This is a genomic window from Cobetia sp. UIB-001 (genome assembly GCF_044789135.1).
GTDB classification, from domain to species: Bacteria; Pseudomonadota; Gammaproteobacteria; order Pseudomonadales; family Halomonadaceae; genus Cobetia; species Cobetia amphilecti.
This window is the reverse complement of sequence record NZ_CP058244.1, coordinates 607,392-626,444: the sequence shown is the minus strand read 5'-3', so window position 1 is coordinate 626,444 and position 19,053 is coordinate 607,392. Positions and strand designations below refer to the sequence as shown.

Below are 19,053 nucleotides of genomic sequence, written 5' to 3'. Positions count from 1 at the left end.
AAGGTGTCCTTGGGTGGAGTCGGGAAGCAAGCCGCGAGACAGGCCTGGCTGAGCGCGACATCTTTCACTGCGAGTGCCGGGCCTGAGCGGCGCGGGGCGATCATGGTTCTGACACCGGATCTTCATCTTGAGCGTGGAAAGTAGCCTCTCCCATCAGCGCTGTCAGCCTTTGCGGCATGCCCCGCGCTGGCTGGTGCATTGATGTCACTTCTGTTGCCACTCTCTATCCCAACCTGACGCCAGACCGTTACAAGGAAGCCCGTCATGTCCCGCCGTCTGTCTGATCTGCTGCCTTTGCGCTCCTCTCGCAAGTCCCACGCCGCTCACGTTTCCCCCACCTCCCACACCTCCCCCGTCTCGCCAAGCACTGCACCAGCCGACAATGGCGCTGCGCCAGTCACCCCCGCCGGCGCCCCGTCACGAATGGACCGCCGCCAGCTGCTGGGGCGTGGCCTGCAAGGTGCCGGGGTCGGGCTGCTGGCGACCACGGGCCTGCTCGGCGCTCCCGCGATCGTGATGGCCGAAGGACGGCGCCCGCGCATGCCCTCCGGCGTGATGAGCGGCGACGTGACCGCCAGCCGCGCCATGCTGTGGAGCCAGAGCGACAAGCCGGCACGCATGCTGATCGAACTGGCCGACAATCCCGAGATGCGCGGCGCCTTCCAGATGCGTGGCCCGGTGGCCCTGCCGGCGGACGGCCTGACCAGCAAGCTCGACCTGACCCGCATCGGCACTCGCGCCAACGCCAGCGGCGAGGTCTTCTACCGGGTGCGCTACGCGGCGCTGGATGATCACCGCGCCATCAGCGAGGCCACTGCCGGTCGCCTGGTATTGCCGCCGAGCGCCCAGACACCGCGTGCGCTGCGCTTCGTGTGGTCCGGTGACACCGTCGGCCAGGGCTGGGGCATCAACCCGGACTTCGGTGGCCTGCGCCTCTACGAGACCATGCGTCAGGTCAAGCCGGACTTCTTCCTGCATTCCGGCGATACCATCTACGCCGATGGCCCGCTCGAGGAGAGCGTCACCCAGCACGACGGCAGCCTGTGGCGCAATATCGTCACGCCCGCCAAGTCCAAGGTGGCAGAAACGCTGGACGAGTATCGTGGCCAGTACGCCTACAACCTGATGGACGAGAACCTGCGTCGCTTCAATGCCGAAGTGCCGATGTTCGCCCAGTGGGACGACCACGAGACCACCAACAACTGGTACCCGGGCGAGATTCTCGAGGATGATCGCTACACCGAGAAGAATCTCGACGTGCTGTCCGCCAATGCGCGTCGCGCCTTCCTCGAGAACATGCCGCTGCGCACCGGCCCAGCCGCGCCGGAGCGCATCCACCGCAACTTCAGCTTCGGGCCGGGGCTCGAGATGTTCATGCTCGACATGCGCAGCTTCCGCGGTGCCAATTCCGCCAACCGCCAGACGGGACGTGGTCCACAGACCGACTTCCTGGGGCGCGATCAGCTGGCATGGCTCAAGCAGTCACTCAAGGCCAGCACGGCTACCTGGAAGGTCATCGCCTCCGACATGCCGATCGGGCTGCTGGTGCGTGACGGCGACAATTTCGAGAACGGCGCCAACGGCGATGGCGAGGCGCTGGGACGCGAGCAGGAGATTGCCGAACTGCTCAAGTTCGTGCGCGATCACGACATCCAGAATCTGGTCTGGCTGACCGCCGATGTGCATTACACCGCCGCACATCACTACTCGCCCGAGCGCGCCGTCTTCAAGGACTTCACGCCGTTCTGGGAATTCGTCAGCGGCCCGATCCACGCCGGCACCTTCGGTCCCGGTGAGCTGGACAACACCTTCGGGCCGAGACTCGAATTCGTGAAGGCACCGCCCGAGGGGCGGGCCAACATGTCGCCCAGCGAGGGTTTCCAGTTCTTCGGCCAGGTGGATCTCGACCCCGAGAGCGAAGCGCTGACCGTGACGCTGAAGGACATCCACGGTGCCTCGCTTTACCAGCAGGTGCTGACCCCCGCCGACGCCAGCGCCTGACAGCGATGTCTGTTTCTGGCACTCGCTTCTGATGTCGGCATGTGGCACTCGCTGCTGACTATCGGCTTCTGACACCGACTTCCGATACCGACTTCTGACAACGACAACGCCCCGCCTCCTGCTGTCAATCGACACGCAAGAGGCGGGGCGTTCTGGTCATGGCGACAGCTCGACAGCCGCTGGCGGGCTATGTCTGCACGAATCAGACAATTGCAGAAAAATGTCAGACAAATTGTCAATGGTGAGGGTCAGGCATTTCTTTGACACTGATCGGCACGCTAGATGTCGGTCGCTGACAGCATGTCTCGTGGTACCGCGCGCCAACGGTGAGGCATGTTCTGCAGACGATGGGCAGCTGAGCAAGCAGGCCTCCGAGCCCTGTTGTTCAACAAGGATAATGCCATGAACGCCCTCACCCTGAGCTCCTTCGTGTTCTTCACGGGGCTGGTCGCCGTGATCACCTGGTGGCTGACCCGTCGTGACGACCATCAACATTCCACCGGCTATTTCCTCGCCGGACGCAGTCTGACCTTCCCGATCATCGCAGGCTCCCTGCTGATGACCAATCTGTCCACCGAGCAGATGGTGGGCCTCAACGGCGCCGCCTTCACCGACGGCCTTTCCGTGATGGCCTGGGAAGTGGTGGCCGTGGTCTCGCTGGTCGCGATGGCCATGTTCTTCCTGCCACGCTTCCTCAAGAGCGGCATCACCACCCTGCCGGAACTGCTGGCACTGCGCTTCGATCGCACCACCCAGCTGCTGGCCAACCTGATCTTCATGCTGGCCTACGCCATCATCCTGCTGCCCAGCATTCTCTACTCCGGCGCCCTCGGCCTGATGGGCGTGCTCGACCTGCGCGCCCTGACCGGCATCGACTCGCAGATGGTGCTGCTGACCGGCACCGTGATCGCCGTCGGCATCGCCGGCGCCATCTATGCCCTCTTCGGTGGCCTGCGCTCCATCGCCATTTCCGACACCCTGAACGGCATCGGCCTGCTGATCGGCGGCATGATCATCGTCTACTACGGGCTGGACCGTGTCGGCGACGGCAATGGCATTCTCGCCGGCTGGGAGACGCTCAAGGAGACCCACCCGGAGAAGCTCAATTCGCTGGGCGGGGATGACCAGTCAGTACCGGTCTCGACCCTGTTCACCGGGGTGCTGCTGCTCAACATGTTCTACTGGTGTACCAACCAGCAGATCATTCAGCGCACCTTCGCCGCCAAGACCCTCGCCGAGGGCCAGAAGGGCGTGCTGCTGACCGGTGCCCTCAAGCTACTGGGGCCGCTGTATCTGGTGCTGCCGGGCATCATCGCCTTCCAGCTCTACGCCGGTGACGGCATCAAGGCCGACGCCGCCTATGGCCGGCTGGTCTTCGATGTGCTGCCTGCGCCGCTGACCGGCTTCTTCGCCGCGGCGATGGTCGGCGCGATCCTGTCGTCCTTCAACTCGGCGCTCAACTCCACCGCCACCCTGTTCAGCCTCGATGTCTACAAGGCACGCCTCAAGCCGCAGGCCAGCGATGAAGAGGTGGTCAAGGCCTCCAAGTGGGCCGGCTGGATCATGGCCGCCGCCGCGATGGCCATCGCGCCGCTGCTGGCGACCCAGGAAAGCTTGTTCGTCTACGTGCAGAAGGTGAACTCCATCTACTACATCCCGCTGCTGGCGGTGATCGTGGTGGGACTGATGTCCAAGCGCGTGCCGGCCATCGCCGCCAACCTGGCGCTGGTGCTCGGCTGCGCGGTCATCGGCCTGTTCTACTTCGTGCCGACGCTTTCCGAGCTGGTCGATCGGGTGCACAACTTCCACTTCATCGCCATCGTGCTGGTGCTGTTGATCGCCATGATGCTGGTGATCGGCAAGCTGTCACCGCGTGCCGAACCCTGGATCCAGCAGGACGTCGGTGCCATCGACATGACCCCCTGGGCCGGCACGCGTATCGCCAGCATCATTCTGCTGGTACTGGTGATGGCGATCTATCTGGCCTTCGCCGGCTGATCGCCCCATTCGCCCAGCGCGTTCGCACGCCACATGTCATCGTCATCGCCATGACCTCACGACATGAGCGTATGACATGAGCGCACGACATGAGCACGCCAGCGCCCCGTCATCTTCACCGATGGCGGGGCGCTGGCGTCTCTGATTGAGCATCAAAGATGACCCGCAATGCGTGGTGAAAGCCGCGACATGCGTCTTTTTACGACACTGCGATCAAGACCTGATACCAGAGACTGAGAAGCAATGACCGCCTGTTCATTCTCAACGCTCAATCGACGACAAGCACACCCCGAAACCTACGTATGTTCTACAAATGGCGGATAGCGAGAAATCGGGAGATACCTACACTAGCGCCAGTCTTGCCGTGAATGTTACCGGTGAGTCTCTTCACGGACGATGACACAGCTTGCTGTGTGCATTGCATCGCCACGGCTGGATCGGCGTCGAATCGCCACCCGGGTCACCTGCCCACCGCCTCATGATTCGCCGCCGCACGCCTAAAGGAATCCTCCCCCATGCATGCCCTGACACTTGTTTCTTTCGTGTTCTTTACCGGCCTGGTCGCTGCCTTGACCTGGTGGTGGACACACCGCGATGACACCTCGCATTCCACCGGTTATTTCCTCGCCGGACGCAGCCTGACCTTCCCGCTGATCGCGGGTTCCCTGTTGATGACCAATCTGTCCACCGAACAGATGGTCGGCCTGAATGGCGCCGCCTTCACCGATGGCCTGTCGGTGATGGCCTGGGAAGTCATGGCGGTACTGGCCATGGTGGTGATGGCGATGTTCTTCCTGCCACGCTTCCTCAAGAGCGGCATCACCACCCTGCCCGAGCTGCTGGCCCTGCGCTATGGCCGCAGCACCGAGCTGATCACCAACCTGATCTTCCTGTTCGCCTACGCGGTGATCCTGCTGCCGATCATCCTCTACTCCGGTGCCATCGGCCTGCAGGGCATGCTGGATCTGCCGTCGCTGACCGGCATCAGCTCGCCCAATGCGCTGCTGTGGATGACCATCTGGGTGGTCGGCATCATCGGTGCCATCTATGCCCTGTTCGGCGGCATGCGCTCCATCGCCATCTCCGACACCCTGAACGGCGTGGGCCTGTTGATCGGCGGCATGCTGATCGTCTATTTCGGCCTCGATGCGGTGAGTGATGGCCAGGGCGTGATGGCCGGCTGGGACACGCTGACCGCCGCCAATCCGGAGAAATTCAACTCCATGGGCGGTGAAGACCAGTCGGTGCCCTTCTCGACCCTGTTCACCGGTGTGATGATCATCAACTTCTTCTACTGGTGTACCAACCAGCAGATCATCCAGCGCACCTTCGCCGCCAAGACCCTCGCCGAGGGCCAGAAAGGCGTACTGCTGACCGGTGCCCTCAAGCTGCTGGGCCCGCTGTATCTGGTGATTCCCGGCATCATCGCCTATCACCTCTATGCCTCTTCCGGCGTCAAGGCCGACAGCGCCTACGGCCAGCTGGTCTTCGATGTGCTGCCCGCGCCGCTGACCGGTTTCTTCGCCGCGGCGATGGTCGGCGCGATCCTGTCGTCCTTCAACTCGGCGCTGAACGCCACCACCACGCTGTTCTCCACCGGCATCTACAAGGCGCATCTGCGTCGTGAGGCCAGCGACGAGGAAGTGGTCAAGGTCTCCAAGGGCTTCGGCTGGGTGCTGGCGATCTCCTCCATGACCCTCGCGCCGCTGCTGGCCGGTCAGGAAAGTCTGTTCGGCTACCTGCAGAAGATGAATGCCATCTACTTCATCCCGATCTTCGCCGTGGTGCTGATGGGGCTGCTGACGCGTCGCGTGCCGACCATCGCCGCCAACCTGGCACTGCTGATCGGTTGCAGCGTGATCGGGGTGGTCTACTTCGTGCCGGCCTTCTCCGGCGTGCTCGACGTGATCCACGAGTTCCACTTCGTCGGTCTGGTGTTCGTGCTGCTGATCGCGATGATGCTGATCATCGGCAAGCTGGCGCCGCGTGACGAGCCGTGGATCCAGCAGGATGTCGGCGCCATCGACATGACGCCCTGGAAAGGCGCCAAGGTCTGCGCGCTGCTGTTGGTCGTGCTGGTGATCGCCATCTATCTGGCCTTCATCTGACGCCTGAAAGCCGCCGCTTCAAAACGACGAATCGTCATCAAATGAGTATCACGCCCCGCGTTGCCCTCTCGGACACGCGGGGCGTGTGCATTTCAGGCATGCTGGACTGCATGTTCCCTGAAGAGGTCGCCCATGCCCTGCTTATCCCATCGCCAGCTCACGGGGCTGCTCTCCTCTTCGCTGAGGGCTCCTTTCTTTTCCTCGCTCAGGGCGCCTTGGGCGCTCAAGGTGCTGGGCATCGCCCTGCTGCTTTCCAGTCTGGCCACTGCCAGCCCGAGCCAGGCCGCCGAGCGCTGGCAGCGGGCCGATGTGTTGACGGACAGCTTCATGGAAGTGGCACTCAAGCGTGAATACCAACCCGGCAGCAGCGCCTCGCTGGTGCGCTGGCAGGCGCCCATCAAGGTGCGGGTCGATTCACAGCTGGGCAATTCGCGCATGCAGCGCCAGATGAGCGAGGTCCAGTTTCGTCATCTGGCCGCCATCACCGGCCAGCCGCTGAGTTTCGTGTCCTCCGCCGGAGAGGCCAACCTGCGCATCGCCTTCATCGCCCGGGGCCACATGACGCGCGAGGCCACCGCCTACGTCGGCAAGCAGCAGGCCGCCACCCCGGGCATGCGCAAGGCACTGCGTGAAGGCGTGTGCCTGACGCTGTTCAAGACCGGGCCGGATCACGCCATCACCAGCGGCCTGATCCTGATCCCCGCGGACTATGCCCGCCAGAAGGCGCGTCTGGTGGACTGCGTCGTCGAGGAGAGCGCCCAGTTGATGGGGCTGCCCAATGATTCGGATAAAGTTTTCCCCTCCATCTTCAGTGACGTCACGGTGGATACCTGGCTGAGCCCGCTGGATTACGTGCTGCTCAAGATGCTGTATGCCCCGGAACTTTCCCCCGGCATGTCAGCCGCGCAAGTCCGCGCTGCGCTGCCCGCGGTCATCCAGCGCCTTGCCGAGCAGGGCGAGCTGTCACACGCCATCCGCCGCGTGCGCCAGGGCAGCCTGCGGGAATGGGCGGGAGACTAGGCTCACCGAGAGCGCAATCCTGAACACGGAGTTGGAACGCCTGAGCGGAGCACAGGCATAATCAGGTCAGGCGCGCCGGGCGCCGACATCCGACGGAGCTGCGCCTTCATGCCACTATCTTCTCCCGCTGCCGACCGGGCACGCCTGCCCTTGGCCGTCACGCTGCTGTCGCTGTGTCAGGCCTTGCTGGTCAGCGGCAACATCCTGCTGATCGCGGTCTCGCCGCTGATCGGTGCCCAGCTGGCCTCGAGCAGCTGGTCGACCGCGCCGGTCGCCACCCAGTGGCTGGGCCTGATGTGCGCCACCATTCCTGCCTCGTTGATCACCGCCCGTCTCGGGCGGCGGCGCGGCTTCGTGCTCGGCAATCTGTGCGGGCTGGCTGGTGCGGGGCTGGCCGTGATGGCGCTGCATCTGCAGCATTTCGGGCTGTTCCTGCTTGCCACCTGGCTGGTGGGCATCGGTATCGGCTTCGGCCAGCTGTATCGCTTCGCCGCGATGGAGGCCGCCCCGGAGGAACAGCGCGAACGCGCCATCGGGCTGGTGATGGGAGGGGGCGTGCTGGCGGCCTTCTTCGGACCCTGGCTTGCACGCACCAGTCATGCATTGGCCGACACGCCCTTCCTGGGCAGCTTCATCGGACTAGGGGCGCTCTATCTGCTGGCGCTGTTACTGCTGGCCTTCATCCGCCTGCCCCGTGACGGCAACGCCCAGTTAGCCGACGATGATGCAGTGGCGCCGGCACGCCCATTGGGCGTGATCCTGCGTCAACCGACCTTCCTGCTGGCCGTGCTCAGCGCGATGGTCGGCTATGGGGTGATGAATCTGGCGATGACGGCCACACCGCTGGCCATGGCCCATGCCGGACACGGCTTCGATCATGTCGCCACCACCATTCAATGGCACGTGGTCGCCATGTTCCTGCCGTCCTTCTTCACCGGGCGGCTGGTCGCCCGCTTCGGGGCGGGCACCATGATCGTGACCGGCTGCGGCTTTCTGCTGGCAAGCCTTGCCACCGCACAGCTGCTGGCCGCCGACTACCTGACGGGAACCCAGGGGTTCTTCCTCGGCCTCATCCTGCTCGGCATCGGCTGGAACTTCACCTTCCTGCCCGCCACCACGTTGCTGCCCCGCTGCCATCGTCCCAACGAGAAGGCCCGCACCCAGGCCGCCAATGAGTTCCTCGTCTTCACCACCGGGGCGGTGACGGCGCTGCTGGCCGGCCCCCTGGTCAGTACGCTGGGCTGGGCGCTGCTCAACCTGCTGCTGATCCCCGCCTGCCTGCTGCCCGTCGCCCTGCTGGCGTGGCGTCAGCTTGCCTTGCGCGCCGATCGCCCGCAGATAGAGGGATGATGGCGAGCCGTGCGGCGCGCGCTGACAAGTGCCGGCCATCACCGACATTAAGCTCATCGACATCGAGCCACCGCCCACTCGGCTCATCATCAGCTGCCAGGAAGCCATCACGTCGCGCCGCCGCCTCGCCCCCACTGACAGGGAATGCCTGATGTTCAACACCATGACCCGCAACGCCCGCCAGCTTGCCCGCGATGTGGGCCGCGAAGCACATGACCTGCTGGAGCGCGGTCTCGACCGCCAGCTGCGGCTCGCCGTCACGGGCCTGTCCGGTGCCGGCAAGACCGCCTTTCTCGTCTCTCTGATCGAGCAGCTGCGCCATGCCGGGCTCGGCGCGCGCCTGGAACTGCTGCCTGCCGCACGCGATGGTCGCCTGCTCGGCGCGGAACGCGTCAGCCAGCCGGACCTCTCCATCCCGCGCTTTCCGCTGGAAGCCGGCTTGCGCTCGCTGTCCGGCCAGCATTCGCCGCACGGCCCCGAATGGCCGACGCCGACCCGCAGCATCAGCGAGCTGCGTCTCAAGATCGGCTTTCGCCCCACCTCGCGCGCCGCGCGCATGCTCGACAGCCAGCGCGCCACCCTGACGCTGGACCTGATCGACTATCCCGGCGAATGGCTGCTGGACCTGCCGATGCTGGAGCAGGACTTCAGTGGCTGGAGCAGCGAGTGCGAGACCCAGCTGGCCGACGGGCGTGGCGACTGGGCGCATGACTGGATGGCAGCCATCGAGGGCCTGACACCGGACAGTGAGGTGGATGAAGACCGCCTCGCCGAGATCGCGAGCCTCTATACCGACTATCTGCACGCCGCACGTCGCAAGGGTGGCTTCGTCGACCTGACACCAGGCCGTTTCCTGCTGCCCGGCGAGCTGGACGAAGCGCCAGTGCTGCAGTTCTTCCCGCTGCCGGGGCTTGGTGACTGGACACCCGACGCGCTGGCCGCCCTGCCGGAAGCCAGCCTGTATCGCACCCTCGCACGCCGCTTCGATCACTATCGCCGCCGCGTGGTGCGCCCCTTCTATCATGACCACTTCCGGCGCTTTGACCGCCAGATCGTGCTGATCGACGTGCTGGGCGCGCTGAATGCCGGCCCGGCGCCTTTCCGCGACCTGAGCCGTGCGCTGGACAAGCTGTTCGACAGCTTCGCCTATGGCCGTCGTCATCTGCTGGCGCGCCTGATGGACCGCCGCATCGACCGCCTGGCCATCGCCGCCACCAAGGCCGACCACGTCACGCCAGAGCAGCATGGCGCGATGCGCGACCTGCTCGAACAGCTGCTGGCGGACCCGCTCAAGCGCCTGCGCTATCGTGATGTGCCGCTCAAGGCCTTCACCATCGCCGCCATCCGTGCCAGCGAGGCGCGTGAGGTGGTCGAGAACGGCCAACGTCATCCGGCGCTGGCGGGACAACTCCTCGGCGAGCACGAAGGGGCGAGCGACTTGGACACGCAAGGCGCTGGCCGCGAGTCCGTGCTGCTGTTCCCGGGCGAGGTGCCCTCACGGCTGCCCGATCCGAATTTCTGGGCCGAAAGCCGCTTCGACTTCCCCCACTTCGCGCCGCCGAAGATCGACGGCAATGCGCCACCTCACATTCGCATGGACGCCGTGCTCGACTGGCTGCTGGGAGACCACCTGAAATGACCACTGAATCCCGCCATCCGCGCCCGGGCAAACGCTTCACGAGCCCCGATTCGGCCGATTCGGCGCAGGCCGATGCCGCCTCGACCACCTATGCCGAGCGCCCCACCGAGAGCGCATCAGAGAGCGCGGCAGAGGCCCTGCGCGGTGCGCGTCACTTCTCGCCGGAGATGGAAAGCCAGCCATTGGCGGCGGCCGAGCCGGAACCCGCCACGCCGGGACTCGATGCGACGCTGAGCGCCCGGCCACGTCATCGCGGCCTCAAATGGCTGCTGCTCGGCACCCTGACACTCGGGGGTGTCGAAGCCGGTCATGCGCTCTATCAGGCGGCCATGGGCGGTGATCTGATCGCCGGCGCCTGGGGCCTGCTGGGCCTTGGCGCCATCGGGCTCGGCGCTCGCGCGCTGGGCAAGGAGCTCTTCAGGCTGCGTCACCTGCGCAAGCACGTCGCGCTGCGCGCCGAGCTGGAAGAACATCAGCAGGATGACTTTGGTCAGGAGAGCTTTGGCCAGAAAAGCTTTGGCCAGCGCGGTGATGCGCTGTCCACGCCTGACGAGGACTCGGGCAAGGCAGGCGGCAAAGCCGACAGCCAGCAGGAAGACCTGCTCGAACAGCTGCGTCGTCAGATGAAGCTCGGCGATGATGATGCCGGCGTGCGCGCCTGGCGCGCCGCCTGTGAAGCGCATCGCTCCCCGTCGGAGCGCCGCGAGCTGTTCGCCTTCCACGTGCTGGGGCCGCGGGACCGTGAGGCGCGGCGTCTCATCTCGCGCATGAGTGGCGAGACAGCGGTGATGGTAGCGGTCTCGCCGCTGACCTGGGTCGACATGAGTCTGGTGGCCTGGCGCGGGCTGCGCATGATGGAGCGCCTGTCGCGCCTCTACGGGCTGGAGCTGGGCTATGCCAGCCGCCTGCGGCTGTTCAAGGAGGTACTGGCCTCGATGGCCTTCGCCGGTGCCAGCGAACTGGCCGCCGAGGCCAGCATGGACCTGCTGTCGATGAATCTGGCCGGCCGCCTCTCCACCAAGGCCGGTCAGGGGCTGGGCAGTGGCCTGATGAACGCACGTCTCGGCCTGCGAGCCATGCGCCTGCTGCGCCCCATCCCCTTCCATGCCGAGGAGGTGCCGCGCATCGGTGAGCTGCGCGCGGAGCTGTTCTCGCGCATGCGCAAGGCCGACAAGGGCGAGGACGACGCAGCCTGAGCAGGCCGCGCCTCCGCTGCCACTGCCTTGAAAAACAAGACGCGCGCCTCTGATAGCTGGCCATTCGGGCCTTCAGGGCGCGCGTCTTTCGTGAGTCATCTCACCTTCGATGGTTTCAGCCTTCGCTGGCGATGCCGGCCTCCAGCCACTTCATCACGCGCAGTGCCTCATGAGGCGAGGTCGGATTGCCGCCCTGGCCGCGAATGCAGTCGCGCAGCCCCGCATACCAGGCCGGATAGTCGCCATCGCGGCCCTGATGGGTGCCGCCTACCAGCACCTGCTCGCCTTCGGCGCCGTCCGGGTCGGCCTCCAGCACGGTCAACATTCCCGGACGCGCATCCCGCCCCCACTGGCGCGCCTGGCGCTCCTGCGGGTCACGCGAGGGCCAGTCACCGGCCTTGAGACAATCCTCCTGAGGGTCGAGCCCGAACACCACATAGCTGCCACGGGTGCCGTGCACGGCGAAGCGTGCCGTCGGCGCCGCCGTCAATGCACTGGCGTGCAGCTCCACCACCAGACCGGGGTGCCTTGGATGGTGGGCGTAATCGAGCACGGCGTGGAAGAAATCATCGGTCACCGCGCCTTCGCGCTGGGCGCGACGCGTGAGCTGGATGGCGGCTGGTTCGCCGAACAGGCACAGCGCCTGATCCAGCAGGTGCGGGCCGAGGTCATACCACAGGCCGCTGCCGGGCAGTGCCTGCTCACGCCAGCGGTTCGGCACCGTCGGGCGGAAGCGGTCGAAGTGGGATTCCAGATGCGCGATGCGCCCCAACGTGCCGTCGTTGATCAATTCCGCCAGCGTCAGGAAGTCGGCATCGAAGCGCCGATTGTGAAATACCGCCAGCACCCGTCCGGCCTGCTCGGCCTGGCGGGTCAGGGCCTCGCCTTCTTCAAGCGTCACCGTGAAGGGCTTGTCGACGACCACATGCTTGCCTGCCGCCAGCGCTGCAGAGGCCAGCGGGGCGTGGGTGTCGTTGGGCGTCGCGATGATGATCAGGTCGATGTCGTCACGCGCAAGCAAGGCCTCCGGGGTGGCCTCCACCTCCAGCTGCGGGCGCTCGGCCCTGACGACCTCGGGCCGCGAGGTGGACAGCGCCACCAACGCCAGCCCGTCCGTGGCCTCGATCAAGGGCGCGTGGAAGGTGCGCACCGCCATGCCATAACCGATCAGCCCGACCCGGATCGCGCTCTCGGAGGGGAAGGCGGCGCCGTGCCATGCGGCGGTGTCGCTGTGATCATCAGTGGCGGGGTGGGCTATGCGGCTCATCGGGCATCCTTGTCGTTGGCGCAATCTTGAGGGAGTCGTGCCTGGCAGCGCCATCCTAGCAAGGCTCCCGTGCCACAGACAGAGATGACAGCCGCCTTTAATGCTTGTCCATCGCAGACTTCATCCCGCGAGCGAGTCGCCGCGTAATGCCCGCGATTGAACGGTCCCCTTGAAGTCTCAAGGCTCAGCCCGCAGACCTTGCTGTACCAGGAGGGGCGTGGTTGTGAGTGGGAAGGTCACTCGCCAGCCGCCTCGCCATTTGATTCGCGAAGGAGCAGACAGCATGCGCAAGACGCTCATCATCGGTGCCAACGGCAAGATCGGTCGTCAACTCTGCGAGAAGGCTCAGGCCGCCGGCGAACCCGTCGTCGCGATGATCCGCTCGACCGAGCAGCAGAGCTGGTTCCATGAACGCAGCATCCCGACGGTTCTGGGCGATCTGGAAGGCGAGATGCGCCAGGCCTTCTATGGCTGCGATCAGGCGGTGTTCGTCGCGGGCTCCGGCCCGAATACCGGCCCGGACAAGACATTGACCATCGACCTGCATGGTGCGATGCGCACCGCTGAGCTGGCTGCCGAATTCGGGCTGTCGCGCGTGATCCAGGTCAGCTCGATCCGCTCCGAGACTCCGCTGGCCGGTCCGGCGGCGATGCGCCCCTACTTCGCGGCCAAGAAGGCCGCTGACCTGTGTCTCGCCGAGAGTGGCCTGCGTCACGTCATCGTCAAGCCCGGCCGTCTCACCAACGAGATCGGCAGCGGCAAGCTGACCCAGAATGCCGATGACTCCGACGAGATGCAGGTCTCGCGCGCCAATGTCGCCGAGTTCCTGCTCGGCTTGATCAAGGCCCGCGAGATCGGTGGCCGTCATCGCAAGGCGCCCATCTTCACCCTGTTCGATGGTGATACGCCGGTTTCGGGTCTGCTGAAAGCCACGCCGACCGCCGACTGAGTGCGCGCCTGAGCCTGTGGCAAAGCGCACCGGCAGGTCGCTTTCGCCAGGCTTGCCCACACTTGACCTGCCGCTCATCCACGCCTGCGCGCAGCCCGCGCGGGCGTTGGGCCATCTGGTAGCTTTCCCCCCATGCTCCATGTCCGTATAGTGAGCCACTGACCCCGCCAACAGAACTTCCGAAATGCTGCAGAACAATTCGCTGCTGGCGCAGCTGAAAGATCAAATCCGCCAGGAAATTCCCCGTGTCACGGGGGTGATCAAAGGCACCGACAAGGGCTTCGGCTTCCTCGAATGCGAGGACGGCGAGTCTTACTTCGTGCCGCCACCCGCCATGAAGCAGGTACTGCACGGCGATACCGTCGAAGCGACCGTCAAGGTGGAAGGTGAGAAGAAGTCCGTACAGCCGGAAGTGCTGATTGAGACGGGTGTCGATCGCTTCGTCGCTCGTGTCGGCAAGCGTGATGGCCGCCTGAACGTGATGCCGGATCATCCCTCCATCAACACGCGCATGAAAGCGCGCGTGAAGCGTGGCATCAATGAGGAAGCCCTCAATGATGGCGACTGGGTCGTGGCACGTCTGCTGCGTCACCCGATGCGCAAGGACGACCGCAGCTTCTTCGCCCAGATCGAGGAAGTCATCGCCACCGTGGACAACCCGCGTGTGCCGTGGCGCGTCACCCTGGCGCGTCACGCGCTGGAACAGGCCTCTCCGGAGGGCGGCACTGACTGGCCGCTGCTCGAGGAAGGCCTGACTCGCGAAGACATGACCCACGTGCCCTTCTTCACCATCGATGGTGAGAAGACCCGTGACATGGATGACGCCCTGCACATCGTCGAGCGCCCGGAAGGCGGCTGGACCCTGAGCATCGCCATCGCGGACCCGACCGCCTACGTGCCGGAAGGCAGCCGTGTCGACGAAGAGGCGCGCACGCGCTCCTTCACCGTCTACCTGCCGAGCCAGAACGTCACCATGCTGCCGGAAATCCTGGCCGACGACCTGTGCTCGCTGAAGGAAGGTGAAGACCGTCCGACGCTGATGTGCATCGTCGACATCGATACCGATGGCGTGATCGGCGAGCCGAAGTTCTTCGCGGCCACCATGCGCTCCCACCACCGCCTGACCTACGACAACGTCTCCGACTGGATCGAAGGCCAGGAAGGCAGCTGGAAGCCGGAAACCGAAGAGCTGGCCGAAGGTCTGCGTCAGCTGGAAGCCTTCACTCAGGCGCGTATCGCCTGGCGTGCACGCAACTCCCAGGTCTTCCGCGAGCGTCCGGACTTCGAGTTCGAGCTGGATGAGGAAGGCAACGTGCTCAACGTACGTGCCGACCACCGCCGCATCAGCAATCGCATGATCGAAGAATCCATGATCACCGCGAACCTGAGCTGCGCACGTCTGCTCTCCAAGCACATCGGTCACGGTATCTTCAACGTGCACCAGGGCTTCGCGCCGGAGAAGTACGACGACACCATCGAGTTCCTGGCTGGCCAGAACATCACCGCCACGCCGGAACAGCTGGGCAGCCTGGAAGGCTACCGCCTGATCCGTCAGGAGCTGGACAGCCGCGAAGACACCTGGCTGGACGTGCGCATGCGTCGCTTCCAGGGTTACACCGTGATGTCCGCTCAGCCGGGACCGCACTTCGGCCTGGGGCTGGAAGCCTACGCGACCTGGACCTCGCCGATCCGCAAGTACGGCGACATGGTCAACCACCGCTTGATCAAGCGCGTGATTCTCGGCCAGGACGTGCCGGCGGAAGCCACCGAGCAGCTGACCGAGCACCTCAGCGAACGTCGTCGTCTCAACCGCATGGCCGAGCGCGATGTGAAGGACTGGCTCTACGTGCGCTACCTGACCAAGGCCGCCGAAGAACAGCAGATCTTCACTGGCGAGATCATCGACATCCGTCGTGGCGGCATGCGTGTGCGTCTGGAAGAGAATGGCGCCAGCGTCTTCATTCCGGCACCGCTGATCCACAGCGATCGCAAGAAGGTCGCGATCGATGACAAGGAAGGCCGCGTGCGCATCGAAGACGAGCTGCGTTACTCGCTGGGCGACATCATCAAGGTCTCCTTGACCGAAGCCCGTGAAGAGCGTCGTTCACTGGTAGGTCGTCCGGCCGAATAAGCCGCGACCCACCACTGCCGTATGTAACTGCCTTGTCATCACGGGCAATTGCCACGGCCATCTACGCCCCGGATCGCTCTGCGCCCGGGGCGTTTTTCGTTCTTGTGCATTACGTATACGCATCGTGTGCCAAGCGTGAAAAATTGTAATTTTGTGAAACAGAAGCTCACGCTATACTCCTCACATCGACACACGACATCTGCTTTCACTGCTGCAGCGTTACTGGATTGACCCAAGCGCGAATGACTGAAGCCTGTCCCTGATGAAGTTCGTCCATGCGAGGACCCGGAAATGAAAACTCATCGCTCCACTGCAGCTACTTCACTGCGTCACCTGGCCGAGCATGCCGCCATCGTTCGTCACCCGGCCATGAGCTATGCCCGTGTCGACGCCGGAGCAGACAGCAGCTCAGGCAGAAGCTCGGAGGGCAGCTCCACCTCTCCGGAGCGCCAGCGTGAGATTCAACGTGAAGCGATGGAACATGTCGCGATGCTGCTGGAACGTGATCGCCGCCGGACCCGCAACCGCCTGCTGCTGGCCGCCGGCCTGCTGCTGAGCCTTGTGCTGCTCGCCAGCCAGCGCCCAGCCGAGCCGGAAGCCGCCTTCTCGCAGGAGCTTGGCCAGGCCATGCCCAGCGCCCTGCACCTGTCCCAGCATGGACTGGCGTGATGACGCCCGATCTCCCTCCATCAGGACAGATAACGATGCCAGGACCCCATGCAACACCAGGCACGGATGCCAGACATGACTGAGTCGATCCTCTGCTAGACCCTGCAATGCCCGCTCCGGCGACCCTCCCCCCCTGTCGCCCCCTGTATTCCTGTAGTGCACGCACTTGCCCTGTCCGGTGGCTCCGGACAGGGTCTTTTTTTGCCTGTCGTATGGCTTCTCTTGCGCAGCACTGACCAGAGGCCAGCTGCCGCACTCCCTGCTGGAGCACGCCAGCAGGGCGTGACTTCTCTCCTCCCCTGGCAGTGAACCTGATGCCAGGGACCGGATGCCAAGAGCCTGATGCCAGGGGCGTGATGACAAATGTCCGAGAGCGGGAGCGCATCGCACCAACATTGTTCCCTGTTGTCACACAGACCAGTCATCTCATGATGTAACGTCATTGCCAGCCGCAGTGTGGAACATCGCTTGGCGAGGCGTCTCGTCACGCGCGACACCGCATGTCATGCCTCGTGCCCTTGGTTTCACGTCGGGTTCCCCCCATGACTTGACCAGAGGCTCGTTCGTCATTGCCACTGGCTTGCTGGAATCTGCGTGCTCGATTGCGTCTTTCTCAAGCACCCGGGAGCACCCTGAAGCACGACAAGGCAGCCATGGCGGGCAGTGACGTCGGGATTCATCTTCATCGCGCACGACCGGTAAAGCGGTCTTGAGGAGTCCGTGTGCATATCGCTGACATGACCATGTTCCATGCCCCCTCCAGTGGCGGGGTCAGAACCTACCTGGAAGCCAAGCGACGACGTCTGCGGACGCGGCCCGATGTTCGTCACAGCCTGCTGGTCCCCGGCGAGACCACCAGTGTCAGTGATGACCTCTACAGCGTGCCGGCACCGCCCATTCCCTTCGGCAACGGCTATCGCTTCCCCCTGCGCCGGGGCGGCTGGGTCAGCACGCTGCTGGCACTGCAGCCGGATGTCATCGAGGCCGGCGACCCCTACGTCACGGCGTGGGCGGCACTCGATGCCGGTCGCAAGCTCGATGTCCCGGTGCTGGGCTTCTATCACTCGGACCTGCCGCGCCTGATCACCAATCGCCTGGGCGAGTGGTCAGGGGCCAACGTCGATCGCTACGTCAAACGCCTCTATCGCCATTTCGATCGCGTGCTGGCCCCCAGCCAGGTGATGGCCGACCGGCTCGACCGGCTCGGCGTCGACAATGTCCATATCCAGCCACTGGGTGTCGATCTTTCCACCTTCCACCCTGACTGCCGCGATGAGAGCCTGCGCCGCGAGCTTGGCCTGGAAGACCACGTGCGCCTGCTGGCCTTCGCCGGCCGCGGGTCACGCGAGAAGAATCTGGATGAGCTGCTGGAGGCCGCTCGCCTGCTCGGCCCCGACTACCATCTGCTGTTGATCGGCTCGGGCATGCCGCGACATCTGCCCGACAATGTCAGCGTGACCGGGCATTTCTGCAGCAGCACCGAAGTGGCGCGTCTGGTGGCCTCGGTGGATGTGCTGCTGCATGCCGGCACCCAGGAAACCTTCGGTCTGGTGGTACTGGAAGCCATGGCCTGCGGCACGCCGGTGGTGGCGGCACGCGCCGGCGCGCTGGCCGAGAATGTGCCACTGGGCTGCGGTCAGCTCTGCAACCCGCACTCGCCGCATGCCATGGCGCGTGCCGTGCAGGAAGTCTTCGCCAATGACCCCGCCGCACTGGGTCGTCAGGCGCGGCGGCATGTCGAGAAGCACCATGCCTGGGACCGTGTCGTGGATGGCTTGCTCGGGCATTATCACGCGGTCACCGGGACTCGCATGCAACCGGTACTCGAGGAGGTGACCCATGGCTGAGTCGCCAGCTGCCAAGCAGCACTTTCTGCTGGTCCTGCATGATGTCGCGCCCGAGACCTGGTCCGACTACCGGGACTTCGTCGCCGAGGTGGATGCCCTCTGCCAGGCGCGCCTGAACCACCCCTGCCCGATCACCTGGCTGGTGGTGCCCGACTTCCATCATCGCAGCGCCCTGGAAGACGCTCCGGAATTCATCGCCCTGCTGGACTCTCGCCGCCAACAGGGGGACGAGCTTGCCCTGCATGGCTTCCATCACTGCGATGACGCACCAGCCCCCCGCACCCCGCGCGATTACCTGATGCGCCGCGTGCTGACCTGGGAAGGCGAGTTCTACCCCCTCGATGAGGCCGAAGCCAGACGACGCCTGCGGGAAGGCACCGCACTCTTCAAGCGTCTCGGCTGGCCATTGGACGGCTTCGTGGCCCCTGCCTGGCTGATGAGTGACGGCACTCGCAAGGCCCTGAAGTCCCTCGACTTCCGCTACACCAGCGACCCCCAGCATCTCTATCGACTGCCTGACTTCACGGCCATCGATGCGCCCGGACTCGTGTGGAGCGCACGCTCCGCGCCACGCCGCCTGATGTCGCAGTGGGTGACGCAGCGCAAGCTGAGCCGCGAGCAACTGGCGCCGGTGTTGCGTCTGGGCCTGCATCCAGTCGACATGCGCCATGCACGCTCACGCCAGTATTGGCTGACGCTGGTCGAGCGCCTGCTCGATGAAGGGCGCCAGCCGATGACCAAGATCGGCTGGCTGACCCAGCAGGGGCTGCTCACCCCCGCCACGTCTGACACGACGCAACTGAACTCGCACCAGGCGGCCCACAGTGCTGCCTGAGACCCACCCACCGGATGAGTCCCGTCGTATGGGCCTTGTGACA

The 19,053-nt window shown here is 64.8% G+C and carries 13 protein-coding genes; 12 read left to right on the top strand and 1 reads right to left on the bottom strand.

The features are described 5' to 3' along the window. Positions 1 to 264 precede the first annotated feature (264 nt). From HA399_RS02660 to HA399_RS02630, 7 genes are all read left to right on the top strand, one after another. A complete protein-coding gene (locus HA399_RS02660) occupies positions 265 to 2,001 on the top strand; it encodes an alkaline phosphatase D family protein (protein ID WP_404325968.1) in 1,737 nt (578 codons plus the stop codon). Between the two features lie 402 nt (positions 2,002 to 2,403). Beyond that, the gene (locus tag HA399_RS02655; RefSeq protein WP_054555382.1) at positions 2,404 to 3,999 is read left to right on the top strand and encodes a solute:sodium symporter family transporter; all 1,596 of its coding nucleotides are present in this window, start codon (positions 2,404 to 2,406) and stop codon (positions 3,997 to 3,999) included. Between the two features lie 515 nt (positions 4,000 to 4,514). Then, a complete protein-coding gene (locus HA399_RS02650; protein WP_404325967.1) occupies positions 4,515 to 6,107 on the top strand; it encodes a solute:sodium symporter family transporter in 1,593 nt (530 codons plus the stop codon). A 132-nt stretch (positions 6,108 to 6,239) separates the two neighbouring features. Further along, positions 6,240 to 7,127 (top strand): DUF2927 domain-containing protein, encoded by an 888-nt coding sequence (locus tag HA399_RS02645; RefSeq protein ID WP_404325965.1) that lies wholly within the window; start codon positions 6,240 to 6,242, stop codon positions 7,125 to 7,127. A gap of 144 nt (positions 7,128 to 7,271) precedes the next feature. Further along, the gene (locus HA399_RS02640; protein ID WP_404326889.1) at positions 7,272 to 8,477 is read left to right on the top strand and encodes an MFS transporter; all 1,206 of its coding nucleotides are present in this window, start codon (positions 7,272 to 7,274) and stop codon (positions 8,475 to 8,477) included. A 151-nt stretch (positions 8,478 to 8,628) separates the two neighbouring features. Continuing rightward, entirely contained in the window at positions 8,629 to 10,116 is a 1,488-nt protein-coding gene (locus tag HA399_RS02635) for a YcjX family protein (protein WP_404325964.1), read from the top strand. Continuing rightward, on the top strand, positions 10,113 to 11,312 hold the full coding sequence (locus tag HA399_RS02630; protein WP_404325962.1) for a TIGR01620 family protein: 1,200 nt from the start codon (positions 10,113 to 10,115) through the stop codon (positions 11,310 to 11,312). The genes HA399_RS02635 and HA399_RS02630 overlap by 4 nt, the downstream gene beginning before the upstream one ends. A gap of 115 nt (positions 11,313 to 11,427) precedes the next feature. Here the strand turns inward: HA399_RS02630 and HA399_RS02625 are convergent, their stop codons facing one another. Next, positions 11,428 to 12,579 carry an oxidoreductase gene (locus HA399_RS02625; RefSeq protein ID WP_404325961.1) on the bottom strand — a complete coding sequence of 384 codons (1,152 nt, stop codon included), beginning with the start codon at positions 12,577 to 12,579 and terminating at the stop codon, positions 11,428 to 11,430. A 283-nt stretch (positions 12,580 to 12,862) separates the two neighbouring features. Between HA399_RS02625 and HA399_RS02620 the strand changes: the two genes are divergently transcribed. The 5 genes from HA399_RS02620 (at position 12,863) to HA399_RS02600 (ending at position 19,010) form a co-directional block, all read left to right on the top strand. Continuing rightward, positions 12,863 to 13,528 (top strand): NAD(P)-binding oxidoreductase, encoded by a 666-nt coding sequence (locus tag HA399_RS02620; protein WP_404325960.1) that lies wholly within the window; start codon positions 12,863 to 12,865, stop codon positions 13,526 to 13,528. Between the two features lie 184 nt (positions 13,529 to 13,712). Further along, entirely contained in the window at positions 13,713 to 15,659 is a 1,947-nt protein-coding gene (locus HA399_RS02615; protein ID WP_153635098.1) for an exoribonuclease II, read from the top strand. Between the two features lie 291 nt (positions 15,660 to 15,950). Beyond that, positions 15,951 to 16,328, top strand: coding sequence for a hypothetical protein (locus HA399_RS02610; RefSeq protein WP_043333995.1), 378 nt, complete (start codon positions 15,951 to 15,953; stop codon positions 16,326 to 16,328). Positions 16,329 to 17,050: 722 nt separating this feature from the next. Further along, positions 17,051 to 18,175 (top strand): glycosyltransferase family 1 protein, encoded by a 1,125-nt coding sequence (locus HA399_RS02605; RefSeq protein WP_043333996.1) that lies wholly within the window; start codon positions 17,051 to 17,053, stop codon positions 18,173 to 18,175. Continuing rightward, a complete protein-coding gene (locus HA399_RS02600) occupies positions 18,168 to 19,010 on the top strand; it encodes a DUF2334 domain-containing protein (RefSeq protein WP_404325959.1) in 843 nt (280 codons plus the stop codon). Before HA399_RS02605 ends, HA399_RS02600 begins: the two co-directional genes overlap by 8 nt. Positions 19,011 to 19,053 lie beyond the last annotated feature (43 nt).